Source organism: Actinomadura sp. 6N118 (assembly GCF_044326415.1).
Taxonomy (GTDB): Bacteria; Actinomycetota; Actinomycetes; order Streptosporangiales; family Streptosporangiaceae; genus Spirillospora.
The window spans coordinates 162,037-182,411 of record NZ_JBIRAZ010000007.1; the positions used below are offsets into that span (position 1 = coordinate 162,037).

Genomic DNA, 20,375 nt, shown 5'->3' on the forward strand with positions numbered 1-20,375 from the left:
CCGGCCACGACCGACGCCGGATGGGTCGACGCGGTCGTCGGCGGCGGCGGACTGATCCAGCTCCCGCCCTGCTGGTCCTCAATCCGTTGTCCCAGGAGGGGGCGTCTCAGTAAGGGCTGTCTCAGGAGGGCTGTGTCAGGAGGGATTGGGGATGGGGAGGGGGCGTTCCAGGGCGCTCAGGCTGAGGACGACCGTGGCGGCCGTCCAGCCCAGCGGGGCGACACCGGCCGGCTTTCCGTGCTCGTCGACCTTCTCGGGGAGGACGCCGAGCGAGGTTCGGTGCCCGGCGAGCCAGTCCAGCCGGGTCAGCGCCTCCTCCTTGCGGCCCGAGCACGCTGAGGCCAGCGCGAACATGCCCATCTCCGGGGTCCACGCGACCTTCTTGCCCCCGGCCCAGCGTTCGCCCGGCAGTACGCCGCCGTTCGACAGTTGCTGCCGTTCGAAGGCGTTCTGCACCGCGGCGCTCACGCCCGGGTCGACGGAGGCGAACGGCGGCGCGAGGAACGTCACCGAGGTGTCCATCCGGCCGCCGGCGATCGGTGAACGCGGGTAGCCGTGCGGCGTGAACTGCCGCGCGACCGCGTCCGACAGCCGGTGCGTGGCGTGCTGCCAGCGGGCGGCCTGCTGCGTCTTGCCCAGGTCGCGGGCAAGGGCGGCGGCGGAACGCAGCCCGGCCAGGACGGGGCCGATGACGCCGAGCGTGGGGCGGCGGGGATCCTGTTCCGACGCGTGGTCGCGCTCCCAGTAGTCGGACGAGGGAGGGGGGAGTCCCTCGACGTCCAGCGACCGGGCCAGCCGGTCGGCGGCGCGCGAGACCATCGGCCAGAACTCGGGCAGGTCGGTGGCGGCCGTCGGGCTCTGCGTACGGAAGAACCAGCTCGCCCACAGCACCCAGCCGAGCGAGTCGAGCTGCGGCGCCCGGCCGTCGGCGACCGCGCTGCCGTCCGGGTTGTAGCGCGCCGCCCACATGCCGTTCTCGTTCTGCACCCGGGCGAGGAAGCGCAGCACCCGCCGGGCCTCCGCCTGGTGCCCGGTCACGGCGAACGCGGCGACCGTGAAGGCCGAGTCGCGCGGCCAGGAGTAACGCCACTTGTCGTACCAGGACGCCAGCGAGGCGCCGTTGGGCCGGGTCAGCAGCCGCAGGTCGAGCAGCGCCCGGGCCGCCATGTCGCGGTAGACCTCCCGGGTGTCCGGGCTGACGGAACCGGCCACTTCCGGCCGCACCACCGCGGCGGGACTAGCCGGGGCGGGACTGGGCGGAAGAGGGCTGGACGTGAGGCTGCTGCCCGGGAGCGGTACGTTCGCGCCGGGCACCGTGCCCCGCGCGAGCCAGGCCTTGTCGGAACGGACCGCGGCGGCCACCCTCGGGTCGGACGCGGCAACGGTGATCGGGGTGTCGGAGCCGAACGGGATCAGCCGGACCCGGCTGTCGGCGAGCCGGACGACCGAGCTGTCCGGCAGGTAGGTGGCCCCGTAGGCGTCCACCGGGTTGAGGGGCTCACCGGCGAACGGCCAGCCACCGCCTCCGACCAGGCCTGGGCTGGCCCAGCCAGGCCCGGCCTGGCTCCGCAAGGTGGCTCCGCAGGTGGCGACCAGTGCTGCGACGAGCAGGAGCGCGGCGGCCCGTCGAACCCTGCTCCAACCCCCGCCCCGCTTGACGGAACCGGACGCTCTGGTCCGGCTCGGCACGACGCGTTCGGCCCCCGCGAGCTCAGCGCGATCGTGGGCTCCGATGAGCCGCCCCCGGTCAATGGTCACCGGCCTATCTCCCCCTTGACACCCCGCATTAATGCAAGGCGGAGGATTAGTACACCAAACGCCGCCAAGTGGGTCATCCTCCTCAGGGTCCAAACGCGGCATCCTCCTCAGGAGCCATACCCCGTCACATCACCAGGAAGCGGCAGGTAAGCGCAGCTTGCCCTTTGATGGGCAGCCTGCGGGGGCCCGGAAATGGCTGGTGACCGGACCCGGCGGCATGACCATGGACACCGGTTGACTAGGCTGCATCGACGGAGCGGACCGCGGAGTGGCGGCCGCACGGTCACAACCCCCGTGCAACCCCCACTCCAGTGGTCTTTGGCTGTCGATCCGTATAAAGGACGCCCTCGTGGACCTGTTCGAACATCAGGCGAAGGAACTCTTCGCCGAGTACGGGGTACCGGTGCCCACCGGCAAGGTCGCCCATACTCCCCAGGAAGCCCGGACGTACGCGGAGGAGCTCTTCGCTGCGGGCAGCAAGAAAGTCGTGGTCAAGGCCCAGGTGAAGACCGGGGGCCGCGGCAAGGCCGGCGGCGTGAAGCTCGCCGACGACGCCGACGAGGCGGAAGCGCTCGCCGGCCAGATCCTCGGCATGGACATCAAGGGCCACACGGTCCACAAGGTCCTGATCGAGGAGGGCTCCGCCATCGCGCAGGAGTTCTACTTCTCCTTCCTGCTCGACCGCGCCAACCGCACCTTCCTCACGATCTGCACCGTCGAAGGCGGCGTGGAGATCGAGGATGTGCCGCACGACAAGCTGGCGCTCATCCCGATCTCGCCGCTGGAGGGCGTCGACAGGGCCAAGGCCCGCGAGATCGCCGTGCGCGGCCGCCTCCCCGAGGCCGCGCTGGACGGCGCCACCGAGATCATCGAGCGGCTGTGGGCCGTCTTCACCGACGAGGACACCACCCTCGTCGAGGTCAACCCGCTGATCCTCACCGCCGACGGGCAGGTCAAGGCCCTCGACGGCAAGGTGTCTCTGGACGACAACGCCTCGTTCCGCCAGGACCACGAGAAGCTCGAGGACAAGGCCTCCGCCGACCCGCTGGAGGCGGCGGCCAAGGCCAAGGACCTCAACTACGTCAAGCTCGACGGCAGCGTCGGCATCATCGGCAACGGCGCCGGCCTGGTCATGTCGACCCTCGACGTCGTGTCGTACGCCGGTGAGGAGTTCGACGGGCAGAAGCCGGCCAACTTCCTCGACATCGGCGGTGGCGCCTCTGCCGAGGTCATGGCCAACAGCCTGGAGATCGTGCTCTCCGACGCCGACGTCAAGTCGGTCTTCGTGAACGTCTTCGGCGGCATCACCGCCTGTGACGCGGTCGCCAACGGCATCGTGTCCGCGTACAAGCTGCTGGGCGAGCGCGGCGAGACCGTGAACCGCCCGCTGGTGGTCCGCCTGGACGGCAACAACGCCGAACTCGGGCGTACGATCCTGAGCGACGCGGCTCTGCCGGGTGTCGAGCAGGTCGAGACGATGGACGATGCGGCCAGGCGCGCCGCCGAACTCGCAGCGGCAGGTGCATGAGCAATGGCCATCTGGCTCACTGACAACAGCAAGATCATCGTTCAGGGCATCACCGGCTCGGAGGGCATGAAGCACTCCCGCCGCATGCTCGCCTCCGGCGCCGCCGTCGTCGGCGGCGTGAACGCCCGCAAGGCCGGCCAGACCGTCGACTTCGACGGCAAGGCGCTCACGGTGTACGGCACCGTGGCCGAGGCCATGGCCGAGACCGGCGCCGACGTGTCGGTGGTCTTCGTGCCGCCGAAGTTCACCAAGGACGCCGTCGTCGAGGCGATCGACGCCGGGATCCCGCTGTGCGTGGTCATCACCGAGGGCATCCCGGTGCACGACACCGCCTACTTCTGGGCGTACGCCGAGTCCAAGGGCAACAAGACCCGCATCATCGGGCCCAACTGCCCCGGCATCGCCTCGCCCGGCGTCTCCAACGCGGGCATCATCCCGGCCGACATCACCACGCCCGGCCGCATCGGCCTGGTCTCCAAGTCGGGCACGCTGACGTACCAGATGATGTACGAGCTGCGTGACTTCGGCTTCTCGACCTGCGTGGGCATCGGCGGTGACCCGATCATCGGGACCACCCACATCGATGCGCTCAAGGCGTTCCAGGACGACCCGGACACCGACGCGATCGTGATGATCGGTGAGATCGGCGGTGACGCCGAGGAGCGCGCGGCCGCGTTCATCGAGCAGAACGTGACCAAGCCGGTCGTCGGCTACGTCGCCGGTTTCACCGCGCCCGAGGGCAAGACCATGGGCCACGCCGGCGCGATCGTGTCCGGCTCCGCCGGCACCGCGCAGGCGAAGAAGGAGGCCCTGGAGAAGGTCGGTGTCCGCGTCGGCAAGACGCCGAGCGAGACCGCCCGCCTCATGCGCGACATCATGAAGAACCTCTGATCCAAGGGCCCCTCGCTACCACGGATCGACGAAAAGACGCCCGGGCCGCATGCGGCCCGGGCGTCTTTCGTCATACTCCGACACCCCTTTGATCGTCTACGACAGTGTTTGATCGTCTACGACAAAGGCGACACGCCGGACGAGCGGGGGCGCGCGGCGGCACCTGGCTGTCAGCATTGACGGCGTGAGCGATGTGAGCCCTCCGCGGCGTGTGAAACCGGAACGACCGGAGCCGTCGAGGGCCGCCACCGGCCGCGGCGGCACGCCATCGGCCAGAGGGAGCAGCACGCCATCGGCCAAGGGGAGCGGCACACCACCCGGCCGGGGGAGTGGCTCACCACCGGGCCGGGGGAGCACAGCGCCGCAGGCACCGAAGATCGCAGGCGGCCTCGCCGGCGGCATGGCCAGGCCGTTGTACGTGACGGGCCTGGTCGGCGCGCTGTGGTGCATCGGCATCGGCCTCGCGGTGCTCACCACGATCACGCTCGTCGGATGGATCGGCGCGCCGCGCACCGCGCTGGGCCCCGGGCTCCCCGGCGTCTTCCGCACGGCGGTCAACTTCTGGCTGGTCTCCCACCACGCCGGTTTCTCGGCGGGGCACGGCCGGGTCGGGCTGCTCCCGCTCGGCCTGATCGTTCTGCCGGGCGCCTTGCTCTACCGCAGCGGGGGGTGGATGGTCCGCGCCGTCGGTGTGACCACCGGCCGCCGCTACCGCGTCGGCGTCGTGCACGTGGCGGTCGCGCTGGCCGTGCCGTACGCGATCCTCGCCGGGCTGCTGGCGCTCGCCGCCGCCTCCACGGCCGTGAGCGCGTCCGTCTGGCAGGCGCTCATCGCCTGCTTCGTGCTGGCGGTCCTGGCGGGTGGGCTGGGCGCGGCGCGGGCCGTGGTGGCGCAGAACGCGGCCGACGATCCCGACGCGCGGGTCCGATCGGGGCTGGGGGCGCTGCTGCGGCTCCTGCCGGACCGGCCGCGGTCCCTGGTGATCGGGGTCACCGGCTCGATGGCCGTGCTCCTCGCCTCGGGCGCGGTGCTCGTCGGCACCTCGCTGGCCATGCACATGTCCGAGGCCACCCGGCTCCACGACATGCTGGCGCCCGGGTTCGTGGGCGGGGTGCTGCTGGTCCTGGTCGAGCTGGTCTACCTGCCGAACGCGGTGATCTGGGGGATGGCGTACGCGATCGGTCCAGGCTTCTCGGTCGGCGCGAACACGACGGTGTCGCCGACGGGGGTGTTCCTCGACATCGTGCCCACGTTCCCGCCGCTGGCAGCGCTGCCCGAGCCCGGCCCGGCACCCGCACTGTCGCTGTTCGCGCTGGCCGCCCCGTTCATCGCGGGTGCCGTCGGGGGCGTGCTGACCGTGCGCAACATGCCGAGCCCGGTGTCCGAGGCGGCGCCGCTCTGGGGATTCCTCTCCGGGGCCCTGACCGGCGCCGTGGCGGCCTTGCTGGCCGCGTTGTCGGGCGGCCCGCTGGGCGGCGGGCGGATGGCCACCGTGGGGCCCTCAGCCTGGCAGGTGGGCCTCCTTGCCGCGCTGGAGGTGGGCATCTCGGCGGCCATCGCCGCATGGATCGCCAACTCGATGATCCTGCGGCGGCCCGCGAAGAGGACCACAGCCCCCAGCAAGCCCCGTAAGCGCAGGTGGCGCCGCACCGCCTCGCCCGCGACCCCGCCAGTACCGGCCAAGGCCGCAGTGCCGCCGGAGCCTCCCCGGGCACCCGAGCAGCCCGTTCCCAAGGCGCCCCGCAAGCCCGCTCCGTTCGCGCCCGATCCGGTGGAGTTCGAGGAGGCGGAGCCCGTTCTGGCGCCTCGCAAACCGAGGTCCAGGACACGGCCCGCCGACCCGCTGCCCGATCTGGCCGAGGCGACCGAAGAGCTGGCCCCCGCCGAGCCTGAGCCCGAACCCGACCCGGTGCCGGACACCCGGTGGGCCTCGGAACGGGAGATCGTCGTCGCCGAGACCCACGTTCCGCCCGATCCCACGGACGAAGAGCACCCGCCGGTGCCGCAGCCCCGAGATCGGGACGACTCCGGCCGCACCGAGAACCGCGGCGGCGCGATCTACGTGCTCAGGGACGAGCCGGGCCAGGACTAGACGAGCCGGGCCAGGACTAAAAGCGGGGAGCTTCGCTCAGAAGAGGTTGCCGTACTTCGACATGCTGCCCTCGGGGAGGTTCAGCTTCTTCTCGATCTTGGGGTAGTAGTCGTCCCGGCAGGCCTTCTCGTCCGTGCTGGTGTTGGCCTTGCCCACGCAGGTCTGGTAGCCGCTCAGCTCGGGCCACAGGAACATCGTCAGGCCCAGCGAGAACGTCGAGAACGCCAGCGCGATCCCGCCCAGCACCAGGCCCGCGATCGCGCCCGGCGCGACGCTGTGCTGGCGGCGGGCGCTCCGGCGGGCCTTGATGCCGACCACCAGCGCCGCGATGCCCAGGATCAGTCCGACCGGGAAGAAGAACAGTGTGATCAGGATGGCGCCTGCACCGAGCCAGAGCGCCCGCCAGCCCAGGCGTTCCACCGGGCGGGGCCCCTGGCCCTGGCCCGGCGGCCGCCACGGGGAAGGCTGGTTGCCGCCGCGTTCTGGAAGCTCCGCGCGGCCGGGCGTCTCCGTGCGCTCGTTGGGATCGGGGCGCTTGGAGAGGTCGGGACGGCCGGACGTGCCGACTCCGCTATCGCCCTGACCCGGCTGCTCGCTCACGTTCGTCCTCCTGGCCCTTCTGACCTGTGGTGTCGAAATAAACACCGCCTGCGCGGCCGGTAGGCTTCGGGTGTTCGTTGCCAACTCACCGTCCACCAGGGAGTCATGGTGTCCGCCCGGCTCGTCGTCCTCGTCTCCGGCGCGGGGACCAACCTACAGGCGCTGCTCGACGCGTGCTCAGATCCAGCCTACGGGGCGCACGTGGTGGCCGTGGGCGCGGACCGAGGGGAGATCGCCGGGTTGGAGCGGGCGGCCGCCGCCGGGCTCCCCACGTTCACCGTGCGCATCCCCGACTTCGAGAGCCGTGACGCCTGGGACGCGGCGCTGGCGGACGCGGTCGCGGCCCACGAGCCAGACCTCGTTGTCTCCGCCGGTTTCATGAAGATCCTGGGCAAGCGGTTCCTGGAGCGGTTCGGCGGCCGGATCGTCAACACCCATCCGGCGCTGCTGCCCTCGTTCCCGGGCGCGCACGCCGTACGGGACGCCCTGGCGTACGGCGTGAAGGTGACGGGCTGTACCGTGCACTTCGTCGACGAAGGCGTGGACACCGGACCCGTCATCGCCCAGGAGACCGTTCCCGTGGGCTGGCACGACGACGAAGACTCCCTGCACGAACGTATCAAGCAGGTGGAGCGCCGGCTTCTGGTCGACGTCGTGGGGCGGCTGGCCCGCGACGGCTGGACCACGCGGGGCAGGCGGGTCTCCATGAAGTGCCGGACCTGTGGACCAACCGATGAGGGGAGCTCGACCGGTGAGTCGGGTCGCGATTGAGCGTGCGCTGATCAGCGTTTATGACAAGACGGGGCTGGAGGAGCTGGCCCAGGGCCTGCACCGGGCCGGCGTCGAGATCGTGTCCACCGGCTCCACGGCGGCGAGGATCGCCGCCGCCGGGGTGCCGGTCATGAAGGTCGAGAAGCTCACCGGGTTCCCCGAGTGCCTCGACGGCCGGGTCAAGACCCTGCACCCCAAGGTGCACGCCGGCCTGCTCGCCGACCGGCGCAAGGACGATCACGTCCAGCAGCTCGAAGACCTCTCGGTCGAGCCGTTCGACCTGGCGGTGGTCAACCTCTACCCGTTCGCCGACACCGTCGCCTCCGGTGCCAAGCCGGACGAGTGCGTCGAGCAGATCGACATCGGCGGGCCGACCATGGTCCGTGCCGCCGCCAAGAACCACGCCAGCGTCGCCGTCGTGGTGGATCCGTCCAGCTACGGCACGGTGCTGGACGCGGTCGAGGCGGGCGGCTTCACGCTCGAAGAACGCCGCCGCCTCGCTGCCGCCGCGTTCGCCCACACGGCCTCGTACGACGTCGCCGTGGCCTCCTGGTTCGCCAACGTCTACGCGCCGGACGAGGTCGCGGCCGAGGCGCACTGGCCCGACTTCATGGGCGCCACCTGGCAGCGCAAGAACGTGCTCCGGTACGGGGAGAACCCGCACCAGCGCGCCGCGCTCTTCACCGCCGACGACGGCCCCGCCGGGCTCGCCGGTGCCGAGCAGCTGCACGGCAAGGAGATGTCCTACAACAACTACGTCGACGCTGACGCCGCCCACCGCGCCGCGTACGACTTCACTGAGCCCGCCGTCGCGATCATCAAGCACGCCAACCCGTGCGGCATCGCGGTCGGCACGGATGTCTCCGAGGCCCACCGCAAGGCGCACGAGTGCGACCCGGTGTCGGCGTTCGGCGGTGTGATCGCCGTCAACCGCCCGGTGACGGCGGCGATGGCCGCCCAGGTCGCCGAGGTGTTCACCGAGGTCGTCGTGGCGCCGGGCTTCGAGCCCGAGGCGCTGGAGATCCTCACCAGGAAGAAGAACATCCGCCTCCTGGTGTGCCCGGAGGCTCCGGCCGGCCCGGCCGAGTTCCGCCGGATCACCGGCGGCCTGCTCGTCCAGACCGTGGACCGCATCGACGCCCCCGGCGACGACCCGGGCGACTGGGAGCTCAAGGCCGGTGACGCGGCCGACGAGGCGACGCTGCGCGACCTCGCGTTCGCCTGGCGGGCCTGCCGCGCGGTCAAGTCCAACGCCATCCTGCTCGCGGCCGACGGCGCCACCACCGGCGTCGGCATGGGCCAGGTCAACCGGGTCGACTCGGCCCGGCTGGCGGTGACCCGCGCGGGTGCCGAGCGCGCGGCCGCCTCGGTGGGGGCCTCCGACGCCTTCTTCCCGTTCCCGGACGGCCTCGAAGTACTGACGGACGCGGGCGTGCGCGCCGTCGTCGAGCCGGGCGGCTCCGTCAACGACGAGAAGGTCATCGAGGCGGCTCAGAAGGCCGGGATCACGCTCTACTTCACGGGCGTCCGGCACTTCTTCCACTGATCAGTAATTCTCCCGCCGATCAACTCTCCCGCCGATCAACCGGACCGGCCGCAAGACCAGCTGGTCTTGCGGCCGGTTCCGGCGTGTGGGGAGTTTTACGTTTGGACGTTGGTAGCCTCGGGAAACGTCGCGCCTTTCCCCGCATTCGACTTCGGCGCGCCCAAGCGCTGAAGGAGGCGTGATGGACTTCCTGGCCACCCTCATCCTGGGGAACGTCGTGCAGACGGCATCCCTGCTGATGGAGTCCCGTCAGATCATCGGCCTCGTCGCCGCCTTCCTCGCCGCCGTCCTGGCCGCGCAGCTCGGCTGGCACGGCACCGACCGCGTGATCGCCTGGCGCAGCCGCCCCGACCAGGACTGACCGCCGCCCGACCAGGACTGACGGCCACCCCGGCCAGGACTGACTGCGGCGGGCCGCCCCGTTCGATCCGTCGATAGCATGGAGACGAACGCGACTGGCGCAGTCAAGGTGGATTCGACCACCGGGGAGCGAAGGACGGCCTGCACACCGCGCGCCTGGGTGTACGGGCCCCTGAGCACGCGGAGGTACCAATGACGGCACAGGTCCTGGACGGCAAGGCGACGGCCGCGGAGATCCGCGCCGACCTCAAGGTCCGCGTCGAGGCGCTGAGCGAACGCGGCATCTCGGTCGGGCTCGGCACCGTGCTGGTCGGCGACGATCCCGGCAGCCACGCGTACGTCAACATGAAGCACCGCGACTGCGCCGAGGTCGGCATCCAGAGCATCCGCCGCGACCTGCCCGCCGACGCCTCCCAGGAGGACGTCGAACGGGCCGTCGCCGAGCTGAACGCCGACCCCGCGTGCACCGGCTACATCGTTCAGCTGCCGCTGCCCAAGGGTTTGAACGAGCAGCGCGTGCTGGAGATGATCGACCCGGACAAGGACGCCGACGGCCTCCAGCCGATCAACCTGGGCCGCCTCGTCCTGATGGAAGAGGCCCCGCTGCCCTGCACGCCCAAGGGCATCGTCGCCCTCCTGCGCCGCTTCGAGGTCCCGCTGCGCGGCGCCGAGGTCACGGTGATCGGCCGTGGTGTCACCGTCGGGCGTCCGCTGGGCCTCCTCCTGACCCGCCGCAGCGAGAACGCGACCGTGACCCTCTGCCACACCGGCACCCGGGATCTGGCCGCCCACGTCCGCAACGCCGACATCGTGGTGGCCGCCGCCGGCGTCCCCGGCCTCATCACCGGCGACATGATCAAGCCTGGTGCGGCCGTCCTGGACGTCGGTGTCTCCCGCGTCGACGGCAAGCTCGCAGGTGACGTGGCCGAATCCGTCCGCGACGTGGCCGCCTGGGTGGCTCCCAACCCCGGTGGCGTGGGGCCCATGACCCGCGCGATGCTCCTGGCCAACGTGGTGGAAGCCGCAGAGGCCACCCCTCACGCCTGATCCGGCGCGGGAGAAGTGGTGGGCATGAAGGGGTGGGCATTGGTTGCCGCCCGGCGGCGCCGCGCGTCGTACTCCCCCCGGCCCTTGGCCGTCCAGTGGCGGCCGGTTCTGCTGGGGGACGTGAACCGGGGGCAGTGGCCGGACGAGGCCCATCGCGATGACCTCGTTGGCCAGCCGGGTACGGCGGTTGGCGCCCTCGGGGATGCGGAACTTCTGATAGAGCCGCAGCAGGTGCTGCTTGACCGCGGCTTCGGTCACGACCAGGTCGGCGGCGATCTCCCTCGCGGTGGCGGGGGCGACGAAGGCCTCGTCCGAAAGGGCGGGCCGGCAGAGCGAGGTCAGGACATCGACCTCTCGGCGGGTGAGTTCGGGTGCCACGGCGCGCCGCAGCTCGACGTCGGGATCGACCTCCTCGCGGGGGATTCCCCCCATCCGGCAGCGCGCCGTGCCGAAGCTCACGACGTCGCCGTCCTCCAGTACGCGGCGGGCGATCGGCCGGCCGTTGACGCGGGTGCCGTTCCGTGACAGCCCCATGTCGACCACGTATACGTACGGGCCGCGCCGAACGATCTCTGCGTGCAATCGGGACACACTCGGGTCGTCGAGGCGAATGTCCACTCCTCGTCCTCTCCCGACCGTCGTGACGTCGGGGCGCAGCGGCATCACCAGCCCGCTGTCCTCGATCCGCATGAACGGCCCCTCCACGGCAGTCCTCCCAGCTAGTTAGCGACCCCTGTCTGCCGGGTTACCCGGGCGCCCCGGGGTCACACCCTCCTACTGGCGAGTAGGGACTGTGACACAAGGCTTTTCGTGTCCATCCACACGTATCGGACCCCATCTGTATCAGCTCTCCGGTGAGTGGTTCCCGGGAGGTGGCCGCCGGACGTCAGAAATATCCGGAGATGCCGCACCGAAACCCGGCCCCGCCGGAGCGGTCGTGCGAGTCTCTGGTTGCGACTAACGTGAGATCTGACGAAACGTTCGCCCCGACACGCAGAGCGAGGCCATGAGCACGGAGCTGCACCGGCGCCGGCGGAGAGCACCCAAGCGGCGTGGCGCCACGCCGCACTGGCTGGGTCAGCTGCCCTACATGATCGTTCTCTGTGGAGTGGCGGGCGCTCTGGTGCTGTGCTCGTTCAACTACTTCCGCAAGGGCTCCGGGTTGATGGCCGCCGCCGTGCTCTTCGGCGCGCTCGCCCGGCTGGTACTCCCCCCGAGCCAGGTCGGCATGCTCGAGACCCGCAAGAAGTGGTTGGACGTGGCCACGATGACGGGCTTCGCCGTGGCCATCGCCGTGGTCGCCTGGGTCGTGCCCGATTAGCCCGACTTGTAGCGAGAGATCCAAAAGGCCGGGGCGAGGTCTAGACCTTTGTTCGCCCTCGGATAGCCTGACCAGTTGAGCCTTACAAGGACTGCTGGCCAGGTGTAGGAAAGGGACAGCAACAGCATGCCCAAGATCAAAGTAGCGGGCCCTGTCGTCGAACTCGACGGCGACGAAATGACGCGGATCATCTGGCAGTTCATCAAGGACCAGTTGATCCTGCCCTATCTCGACGTGGACCTGAAGTACTACGACCTCGGTATCGAGCACCGTGACGCCACGGACGACCAGGTCACCATCGACGCCGCGAATGCGATCAAGCAGCACGGCGTCGGTGTGAAGTGCGCCACGATCACCCCCGACGAGGCCCGGGTGGAGGAGTTCGGCCTCAAGAAGATGTGGCGCTCCCCCAATGGAACGATCCGCAACATCCTCGGCGGCGTCATCTTCCGCGAGCCGATCATCATGCAGAACGTCCCCCGGCTCGTGCCGGGCTGGACCAAGCCCATCGTGGTCGGCCGTCACGCGTTCGGCGACCAGTACCGGGCGACCGACTTCAAGGTTCCCGGCGCGGGCAAGCTCACGGTGACGTTCACGCCCGAGGACGGCTCCGAGCCCATGGAGTTCCACGTCGCGGACTACCCCGAGGGCGGCGGCGTCGCGCTGTCGATGTACAACTTCCGCAAGTCCATCGAGGACTTCGCGCGCGCCTCGCTCCGGTACGGCCTGTCCCGGGACTACCCGGTCTACATGTCGACCAAGAACACGATCCTCAAGGCCTACGACGGCATGTTCAAGGACGTGTTCCAGGAGGTCTTCGACACCGAGTTCAAGGCCGACTTCGAGGCCAAGGGGCTCACCTACGAGCACCGCCTCATCGACGACATGGTCGCCGCCTCGCTCAAGTGGGAGGGCGGCTACGTCTGGGCGTGCAAGAACTACGACGGTGACGTCCAGTCGGACACCGTGGCGCAGGGCTTCGGCTCCCTCGGCCTGATGACCTCGGTGCTCATGACCCCGGACGGTCGGACCGTCGAGGCCGAGGCCGCGCACGGCACGGTGACCCGCCACTACCGGCAGCACCAGCAGGGCAAGCCGACCTCGACCAACCCCATCGCGTCCATCTTCGCGTGGACCCGGGGCCTCGCCCACCGCGGCAAGCTGGACAACCAGCCCGAGGTCACCGCGTTCGCCGAGACGCTGGAGCGGGTCTGCGTCGACACCGTCGAGAACGGTCAGATGACCAAGGACTTGGCCTTGCTGGTGGGCTCGGAGACCCCGTTCCTGACCACGCAGGAGTTCCTGCACGCGCTGGACGTCAACCTCCAGAAGAAGGTCAACGAGAAGTGACCTTCACCCCCGCCAACGCGGGGATCGCTTGACAAGGCCGTCCCGGAGACCTGGGGCGGCCTTCGGCGTTTTCTCAGGTGGGATCGGGTCGTGTGGGATCGAGTCGTGTGGGATCGGGCACCTCGTGCCACCACCGCGTCGTGCGCGCGATAGCCTGACGGGTGAAATATCTCGACGACGAGAGAAACCCAAGGCGGCGCCTCTCGATCAGGCGACAGCAGGAGATGAAGAAGGCAATGGCTCGCACCCCAGTCACCGTCACCGTCACCGGCGCCGCCGGCCAGATCGGCTATGCGCTGCTCTTCCGCATCGCGTCCGGGCAGCTGCTCGGAGCGGACACGCCCGTACGCCTGCGCCTGCTGGAGATTCCGCAGGCGGTCAAGGCCGCCGAGGGCACCGCCATGGAGCTCGACGACGGTGCCTTCCCGCTGCTGGACGGCGTCGACATCTTCGACGACCCCACCCAGGCCTTCGCCGGCGCCAACGTCGCCCTGCTGGTCGGCGCCCGTCCGCGTACCAAGGGCATGGAACGCGGTGACCTGCTGGAGGCCAACGGCGGCATCTTCAAGCCGCAGGGCGAGGCCATCAACGCCGGTGCCGCCGACGACATCAAGGTCCTGGTCGTGGGCAACCCCGCCAACACCAACGCCCTCATCGCCCAGCAGCACGCCCCGGACGTCCCGGCCGAGCGCTTCACGGCGATGACCCGCCTCGACCACAACCGCGCGCTGGCCCAGCTGTCGAAGAAAGCCGGCGTCTCGGTCTCCGACATCAAGAAGATGACCATCTGGGGCAACCACTCGGCCACCCAGTACCCGGACCTGTTCCACGCGGAGATCGCGGGCAAGAACGCCGCCGAGACCGTGAACGACCAGGCCTGGCTGGAGAACACCTTCATCCCGACCGTTGCCAAGCGCGGTGCCGCGATCATCGAGGCCCGGGGCGCGTCCTCGGCCGCGTCGGCCGCCTCCGCCGCCATTGACCACGTGCACACCTGGGTCAACGGCACCGCCGAGGGTGACTGGACGTCCATGGCGGTCGTCTCCGACGGTTCCTACGGCGTGCCCGAGGGCCTCATCTCGTCCTTCCCTGTCACCACCAAGGACGGCAAGTGGGAGATCGTCCAGGGCCTGGAGATCGACGGCTTCTCCCGTGGCCGCATCGACGCCTCCGTGAACGAGCTGGCCGAGGAGCGCGACGCGGTCCGCAAGCTGGGCCTTATCTGACCGCTCTGAATCTGACCGATCTGACGTCGAGGACGTTCTGACGTGACGCGAGCTCCGGGCCGGGCGGCCCGGAGCTCGCTGGCTTTCCGGCAGACACGCTTTCCGGCAGACACGGTTCCGGCAGACACGGTTCCGGCAGACACGGTTCCGGCAGACACGGCGGTGCCGTAAATGTCGGGGATGCCCCGCAAGCTCTCGATAAGGTGGCGGGTCAGCCGTTACGCGTACCGAGGGTGGCGGCGGTCGCCGGGAGGACGAACGGGTGGAGCAGGCGTTTCAAGTCGATCTACGTGGCGTGGTGGACCTGCTCAGCCGGCATCTGTACTCCAGTCCGCGGGTGTACCTGCGTGAGCTTCTGCAGAACGCGGTGGACGCCATCACAGCCCGCGGCGGAGAGGGCGGCACGGTCACCGTCGAGACTCACGACGGCCTGTTGCGCGTCCATGACAACGGGATCGGGCTCACCGAGGACGAGGTCCACCGGCTGCTCGCGACCATCGGCCGTTCGTCCAAGCGGGACGAGCTGGGCTTCGCCCGGCATGACTTCCTCGGCCAGTTCGGGATCGGCTTGCTCTCGGCGTTCCTGGTCGCCGACGAGATCGAGGTCGTGACCCGGTCGGCGACCAGCGAGACCGGGACGGCCGTCACGTGGACCGGCTTCGCCGACGGCCGCTACCAGGTCGGGCCTGGTGAACGCGACGAGCCCGGGACCACCGTCACCCTGCGCCCCCGTCCCGGCTCCGCCGACCTGCTCGCCCCGGCCACCGTCGCCGAACTGGCCCGCGCGTACGGCTCGCTGCTGCCGGTCGAGCTCATCGTGGACGGCGTGGCGATCACCGGGGACGGGCCGCCCTGGCAGGCCGCGTATCCCGACCCGGCGCGCCGCCGCCGGTCGCTCGACGCCTACTGCCGAGAACTGTACGGATTCGAGCCGTACGACGTGATTGACCTCAGCGTGCCCGAGGCAGGACTCTCCGGCGTCGCCTTCGTCCTTCCGCAACCCGTCACGCCGAGTGCCCGCGCCGCGCACCGCGTTTACCTCAAGCGGATGTTGCTGGCCGAGAACGTCGAGGGCCTGCTGCCCGAGTGGGCGTTCTTCGTGCGCTGCGTGGTGGACGCGGGGGAGCTGCGACCGACCGCCAGCCGTGAGTCGCTGTACGAGGACGAGCTGCTGGAGTCGACCCGGGACGCGCTGGGGGAGCAACTGCGCCAGTGGCTCGTCCGGCTGTCGGAGACCGATCCGGCGCGGCTGCGCGGTTTCCTGCGCCTGCACCAGCTCGGCGTCAAGGCGATGGCGCTGCACGACGACGACATGCTGCGCATCGTCGACCGCTGGCTGGAGTTCGAGACCTCCGCCGGTCCGATGACGTTGGCGGAGTTCCGCAAGCGCCACGTCGGCGGCCGGTACACCACCAACGTGGAGGAGTTCCGGCGGTTGTCCGCGGTCTCCGCAGCCCAGGGTGTCGGACTGGTGAACGGCGGCTACGTCCACGACACCGAGATCATCGAACGGCTTCCCGACATCGATCCGGACGTGGCGCTGCGGCGTCTCGACCCGGCCGAACTGACGACCCATTTCGGGGTGCTCGATCCGAGCACGGAGCTCGCACTGCGGCCGTTCCTCGCCGCCGCGCAGCGGGCCCTCGACCGGCTCGGCTGCGAGGTCGTCCTGCGCGACTTCGATCCGCCGTCGCTGCCCGCGCTCTACCTCACCAGCCGCGCGGCCCGGCACCAGGCGGAGCTGGAGGAGGCCCGGGAGCTGGCCGACGACCTCTGGAACGACGTGCTCGGCGCGATGAACGACGCGGTCGAACGGGACCGGCCGCAGCTTGTCCTCAACCATCGCAACCCCCTCACCCGCCGCGTCACCATGATCAAACCCGGTGCGCCGCCGCCTGCCGATTCGGGCCGGGCCGCTTCGGGCCGGGCTGGTTCGGGCAGGGCCCGTTCGGCCCCCGCCCAGGAGGGACTGATCGAGCTCGCGGTCCAGGCCCTGTACGGCCAGGCGTTGCTGCTCGGCCATCATCCGCTGCGGGCCGCCGACACCGCCGTCCTGAACCGTTCGTTCCTTGGCCTGCTGGACTGGGCCGTGCACGACCCGGAGGCCACGCCGTGAGCGTCGACCACGTCTATGACCTGATGGCGCGGGCGGGGGAGCTCCCGTACGGTGAGGCCAAGACGGTCCTCGTGGAGGACGCCCTGCGGCAGGCCGAGGCCGCGGGCGAGCCGGAGCTGGCCTTCCGGGTGCGGATGGAGCTGACCACCGCCTACCAGTACGGCGGGGAGCCGGCGAAGGCGTTCACCACGTTCAGCCGCTGCCTGTCCGACCATGACCGGGAGCCGGGCAGGTTCGACGAGGAGCGCCGGCTGCTCTGGCAGATCAAGTGGATGGTCAACTCGCTCACCCTCTTCCCGGAGATCCCCCTGGATCGGACCTACGCGATCCTGGACGAGATGGAGCGGCGCTACCAGCTGGGCGGCCACAGCTTGCAGGCGGTGTTCCACTACCGGCATGCGGTGGCGCGCCATGTGGGCGATGCCGGGGCGGCCGACGAGTGGTACGCGCGGTGGCGTGCGGCCCCGCGCGACGAGTTGTCGGACTGCGCGGGGTGCGACCCGACCGGGATGGTCTACCACCTCGCGAGCCGGGAGCGGGACGAGGAGGCCCTGGCCATCGCGGGGCCCGTGCTGAACGCCGAGCTCAACTGCACCGAGCAGCCGCAGGGCATCCTCACCGCGCTGCTGCCCGTCTATCTCCGTACGGGCCGTGTGGAGGACGCGCGGGATGCGCACCGCCGCGGCTACCGGATCATGCGATCCAATATCGCGGACTTCGCCGACATCGCCGAGCACATCGAGTTCTGCGCGCTGACCGGTAACGAGCCACGGGGGCTGGAGATCCTCCAGCGTCATCTGGGCTGGCTGGACCGGGCACCGAGCCCGCACTCGGCGATGCGGTTCGCCGCCGCGGCGGCGCTGTTGCTGCGACGGCTCGACGAGACCGGCCACGGCGGCGAGGTCTCGGTCCGCCGTCCCGCGCACGGCGACCGGAAGGCCGCGGACGTGCCCGCCGCCGAGTTGCAGGCCGAGCTGACCGCGCAGGCCACGGAGCTCGCGGCGCGCTTCGACGTCCGCAACGGCACCACGTACCAGGGGGATCTCGTACGGGAGATCCTCGCGGCCGGGCCGATCATCGATCACCTGCCGCTGACCGCGCACGACCGCCGCCCCACCACCGCGACATCCGCTCAAGCCGCGACATCCGCTCAGGCCGCGACGTCCGCTCAACCCGTGACATCCGCAGAGGCTGCGGCGCCTGCGGCGCCCGCCCGTCGCACCGTCGCGGACTACTCGGATGTCGATGATCTCGACGCGCTCCTTGCGGCGGGCAGCGAACGATGGCAGGCCCGTGACGTGGACTCCGCCCGGGCAGCCTGGCAGCGCTTCGACAAGGTCCTGGCTTCCACAGGCGCAGTTCTGAGCACGGCACAGAGGGCGCAGCGCGCCGACGGGCGCGGCCTCGAACTGCTCTTGAGCGGCGAAACCGAGGCCGGGCTGGCCGAGTGGCGGCGCGCCGCGGAGTTGTACGCGGAGGCCGGAGATCCCGTCCTCCAGCACTCAGCCCTCAGCCGAATCGGCGGCGCCCTCGTAGGCCTCGGCCAACTCGACGAGGGCCTTCCGCTGCTCACCACAGCGGTGGCCTACCTGGACGAACACGCGCCGGGAACGCGGCGCGCCCTGACCGCGCGCCTCCGGCTCAGCGGCCACCACCTGGAGTCGGGCAGGCCGGAGGAAGCGGTGGCGGTCCTCGCCGATCTCGCACCGGACGAGCCGTCCGATATCGGCGATCTGGAGCTCAACCGGGCCCAGGCGCTGGCCCATCTCGGACGCCATGAGGAGGCCGTGGCCACGCTGCGGCGGGCCTGCGCCGCGCTACGGACGGCCGGCGACCGCGAGCCGGTCGCCCAGGCGGCCTTCATGCTCGGGCAACTGCTGTCGCACGACCCGGCGGGCTTGGACGAGGCGCTCGCGGCGTTCGACGAGACGCTGGCGAACGCCGTCCTGCCCGCGCTACGCCTGGCCGCTCACGCCGAGCGAGGCAAGCTCCTGCTGTCGTCCGAACGGGCCGCGGACGCGGTGGCCGACCTGGTGGAGGCGGTGGCCGGGTTCACCGCCGAAGGGGCGCACGCCCAAGCCGCCCACGCACGGTTGGAGCTGGCGGCGGCCTACTACACGACCGGGCGGCACTTCGAGGCCGCCGAAGTCGCCGAGGAAGCGGCTCCGATCCTCACCCAGCTGGACGACACCGCAGCCGAACGCCGACTCCGCTACATCCTCGCCCACTCTCAGCGTGAGCTCGGTGAGCCGCAGGCCGCCGATCTCTTCACGGAACTGGCACGCGAGGACGACGACCCCGGTGCCGCCGCACAGCTCCTGGAGACGGCCGCCGAGGTCCTCACCGGACTGGACAAGGACGCGCTCGCGGCGGAACGGTTCGCCGAGTCCGCCGACGCCTTCGCCGACGCCGGGAACCCCTACGGCGTCGTCCGGACGCGGCGGCGCAGCGCGCTCTGTCATCTGTGGAGCGGCCGAGAGGACGAAGCCCTTACCGAGATGGAGAGGGCCAAGGTGGGCCTGAAGGAGCTGCCGCCTGACAACCCGGCCGCGCTGACCTGGGAGAGCTCGATGGTCGCGTATGACGAGGCACGTCTGCTCGCCAACCTCTCCCGCTACGACGAGGCGCTGCGCAGCGTCGGCGAGGCCATCGAGGGTTACACGTCCCTCAACGAGACCGAGGCCGCGGAAGCAGCCCGGCGCCTGCGCTCCAGCATCCAGGACGAACTCTCGTGACTCTGCGTGTCCGCCGGTCAATGACCTTCCGCGTTCACTAGACTTCGTTCCGTACACGGGGATGAGGTGACGGGCCCTTCCGGCCCGCGGTGACGGCCGTCGCCTTTGCAGGTCGGGGTGGATCTTCCATGCGTCGGGTTCCGGTCGCTTTGTCCGTCATGAGCGGGTTGATCGCTACCGGTCTGCTCCCTACTGGTCTACTTTCTACCGCCCCCCTCGTCACCAGCGTGGCGGACGCCGCCGAGCAGCCCCTGGCCACGGCGGACCTGCGGGTGGAGCTGGCCGGTCCGGCCCGCCGGGTGAAGACCGGCTCCGTCGTCGACTACGCCGTACGCCTCCGCAATGTGGGACCGGCGGCCGTCACCGACGCCGCCACCGTGGTGCGGCTGCCGCGCGGGATCGCCGTCGTCGAGATCTCCGACCCCGCTTGCCGTGAACGTGGCAGAACGCTCAAGTGCCCGCCCGCCGCTCTTGCCGCGGGAATGTCGCGCACTGTCCACATCCTGGGGATAGTGAAACCGGCCGCGCGCGGCTCGTACCGTGTCCAGGCAAGGACATACGCGAGCAGCGCGGCGGATCCCGTTCTCCGCAACAACATGACCCACAGGGTCACGAAGGTCGCGCCGAGCACCGACGTGGCGGTGCGGCTGTCCGCACCACGCCGGGTAGCGGCGAAAGGCAGGCTGACCTTCGCGGTGACCGTCGTCAACCGTGGGCCGCGCCCGGCGCGGCGCGTCAGGCTGCACTTGGGCGCGCACGGAGCCCGCCTCACAGCGCCCTGGAAGCGCCGGGGCACCTCTTGCCGGGTAGCGGACGAGCGAGCCGGTGGCCACTTCCTGAAGTGCTCGCTGGGCACTCTCCCGGTAGGGGCCCGCCGGACCCTGTACTTCCGGGCGCGGTTCTCCCCGTCTGGACGGGTCCTCGCTCAGGAGTACGCGGTCACCGCGTCACAAACGCTCGGCGACAGCCGTCCTATCAACAACACGGCAAGCGCCAGGGTCCGTGTAGCCCGTCTCACCAGCCCGGCTCAATAG

Annotated in this window: 15 protein-coding genes, 1 pseudogene and 1 riboswitch; of the genes and pseudogenes, 13 read left to right on the top strand and 3 right to left on the bottom strand. The window is 70.5% G+C overall.

Annotated elements, in window-relative coordinates; translation table 11 throughout:
- Positions 1 to 135: 135 nt before the first annotated feature.
- Complete coding sequence (locus tag ACH34W_RS19800) at positions 136 to 1,758, bottom strand: glycoside hydrolase family 15 protein (protein WP_395962384.1); 1,623 nt, start codon at positions 1,756 to 1,758, stop codon at positions 136 to 138.
- A gap of 349 nt (positions 1,759 to 2,107) precedes the next feature.
- Between ACH34W_RS19800 and sucC the strand changes: the two genes are divergently transcribed.
- From sucC to ACH34W_RS19815, 3 genes are all read left to right on the top strand, one after another.
- The gene (sucC, locus tag ACH34W_RS19805; protein WP_395962385.1) at positions 2,108 to 3,286 is read left to right on the top strand and encodes an ADP-forming succinate--CoA ligase subunit beta; all 1,179 of its coding nucleotides are present in this window, start codon (positions 2,108 to 2,110) and stop codon (positions 3,284 to 3,286) included.
- 3 nt (positions 3,287 to 3,289) lie between these two features.
- Positions 3,290 to 4,177: a succinate--CoA ligase subunit alpha gene (sucD, locus tag ACH34W_RS19810; RefSeq protein ID WP_395962386.1), complete on the top strand. Its 888-nt coding sequence runs from the start codon at positions 3,290 to 3,292 to the stop codon at positions 4,175 to 4,177.
- A 400-nt stretch (positions 4,178 to 4,577) separates the two neighbouring features.
- Entirely contained in the window at positions 4,578 to 6,269 is a 1,692-nt protein-coding gene (locus tag ACH34W_RS19815; RefSeq protein WP_395962387.1) for a DUF6350 family protein, read from the top strand.
- 36 nt (positions 6,270 to 6,305) lie between these two features.
- On the opposite strand, the gene ACH34W_RS19820 is transcribed toward ACH34W_RS19815, so the two are convergent.
- On the bottom strand, positions 6,306 to 6,869 hold the full coding sequence (locus ACH34W_RS19820) for a hypothetical protein (RefSeq protein WP_395962388.1): 564 nt from the start codon (positions 6,867 to 6,869) through the stop codon (positions 6,306 to 6,308).
- A 105-nt stretch (positions 6,870 to 6,974) separates the two neighbouring features.
- Between ACH34W_RS19820 and purN the strand changes: the two genes are divergently transcribed.
- The 4 genes from purN to ACH34W_RS19840 all read left to right on the top strand — a co-directional run bounded on the left by purN (position 6,975) and on the right by ACH34W_RS19840 (position 10,593).
- Complete coding sequence (gene purN, locus ACH34W_RS19825; protein ID WP_395962389.1) at positions 6,975 to 7,640, top strand: phosphoribosylglycinamide formyltransferase; 666 nt, start codon at positions 6,975 to 6,977, stop codon at positions 7,638 to 7,640.
- Entirely contained in the window at positions 7,621 to 9,186 is a 1,566-nt protein-coding gene (gene purH, locus ACH34W_RS19830; RefSeq protein ID WP_395962390.1) for a bifunctional phosphoribosylaminoimidazolecarboxamide formyltransferase/IMP cyclohydrolase, read from the top strand. The genes purN and purH overlap by 20 nt, the downstream gene beginning before the upstream one ends.
- A 181-nt stretch (positions 9,187 to 9,367) precedes the next feature.
- The gene (locus ACH34W_RS19835; protein ID WP_395962391.1) at positions 9,368 to 9,547 is read left to right on the top strand and encodes a hypothetical protein; all 180 of its coding nucleotides are present in this window, start codon (positions 9,368 to 9,370) and stop codon (positions 9,545 to 9,547) included.
- Positions 9,548 to 9,627: 80 nt separating this feature from the next.
- Positions 9,628 to 9,715, top strand: a riboswitch (ZMP/ZTP riboswitch).
- 23 nt (positions 9,716 to 9,738) lie between these two features.
- On the top strand, positions 9,739 to 10,593 hold the full coding sequence (locus ACH34W_RS19840) for a bifunctional methylenetetrahydrofolate dehydrogenase/methenyltetrahydrofolate cyclohydrolase (RefSeq protein ID WP_395962392.1): 855 nt from the start codon (positions 9,739 to 9,741) through the stop codon (positions 10,591 to 10,593).
- A gap of 129 nt (positions 10,594 to 10,722) precedes the next feature.
- On the opposite strand, the pseudogene ACH34W_RS19845 reads toward ACH34W_RS19840, so the two are convergent.
- Positions 10,723 to 11,298: pseudogene (locus ACH34W_RS19845) on the bottom strand (FHA domain-containing protein); the annotation flags it as partial.
- Positions 11,299 to 11,599: 301 nt separating this feature from the next.
- On the opposite strand from ACH34W_RS19845, the gene ACH34W_RS19850 reads away from it, so the two are divergent.
- From ACH34W_RS19850 to ACH34W_RS19875, 6 genes are all read left to right on the top strand, one after another.
- Positions 11,600 to 11,914, top strand: coding sequence for a DUF3017 domain-containing protein (locus ACH34W_RS19850; RefSeq protein WP_395962393.1), 315 nt, complete (start codon positions 11,600 to 11,602; stop codon positions 11,912 to 11,914).
- A 126-nt stretch (positions 11,915 to 12,040) separates the two neighbouring features.
- Entirely contained in the window at positions 12,041 to 13,264 is a 1,224-nt protein-coding gene (locus ACH34W_RS19855) for an NADP-dependent isocitrate dehydrogenase (protein WP_395962394.1), read from the top strand.
- A 236-nt stretch (positions 13,265 to 13,500) separates the two neighbouring features.
- The gene (locus ACH34W_RS19860; RefSeq protein ID WP_395962395.1) at positions 13,501 to 14,490 is read left to right on the top strand and encodes a malate dehydrogenase; all 990 of its coding nucleotides are present in this window, start codon (positions 13,501 to 13,503) and stop codon (positions 14,488 to 14,490) included.
- Between the two features lie 262 nt (positions 14,491 to 14,752).
- Complete coding sequence (locus tag ACH34W_RS19865; protein ID WP_395962396.1) at positions 14,753 to 16,606, top strand: HSP90 family protein; 1,854 nt, start codon at positions 14,753 to 14,755, stop codon at positions 16,604 to 16,606.
- The gene (locus tag ACH34W_RS19870) at positions 16,603 to 19,341 is read left to right on the top strand and encodes a hypothetical protein (protein WP_395962397.1); all 2,739 of its coding nucleotides are present in this window, start codon (positions 16,603 to 16,605) and stop codon (positions 19,339 to 19,341) included. The genes ACH34W_RS19865 and ACH34W_RS19870 overlap by 4 nt, the downstream gene beginning before the upstream one ends.
- Before the next feature lie 227 nt (positions 19,342 to 19,568).
- Positions 19,569 to 20,375, top strand: coding sequence for a hypothetical protein (locus ACH34W_RS19875; RefSeq protein ID WP_395962398.1), 807 nt, complete (start codon positions 19,569 to 19,571; stop codon positions 20,373 to 20,375).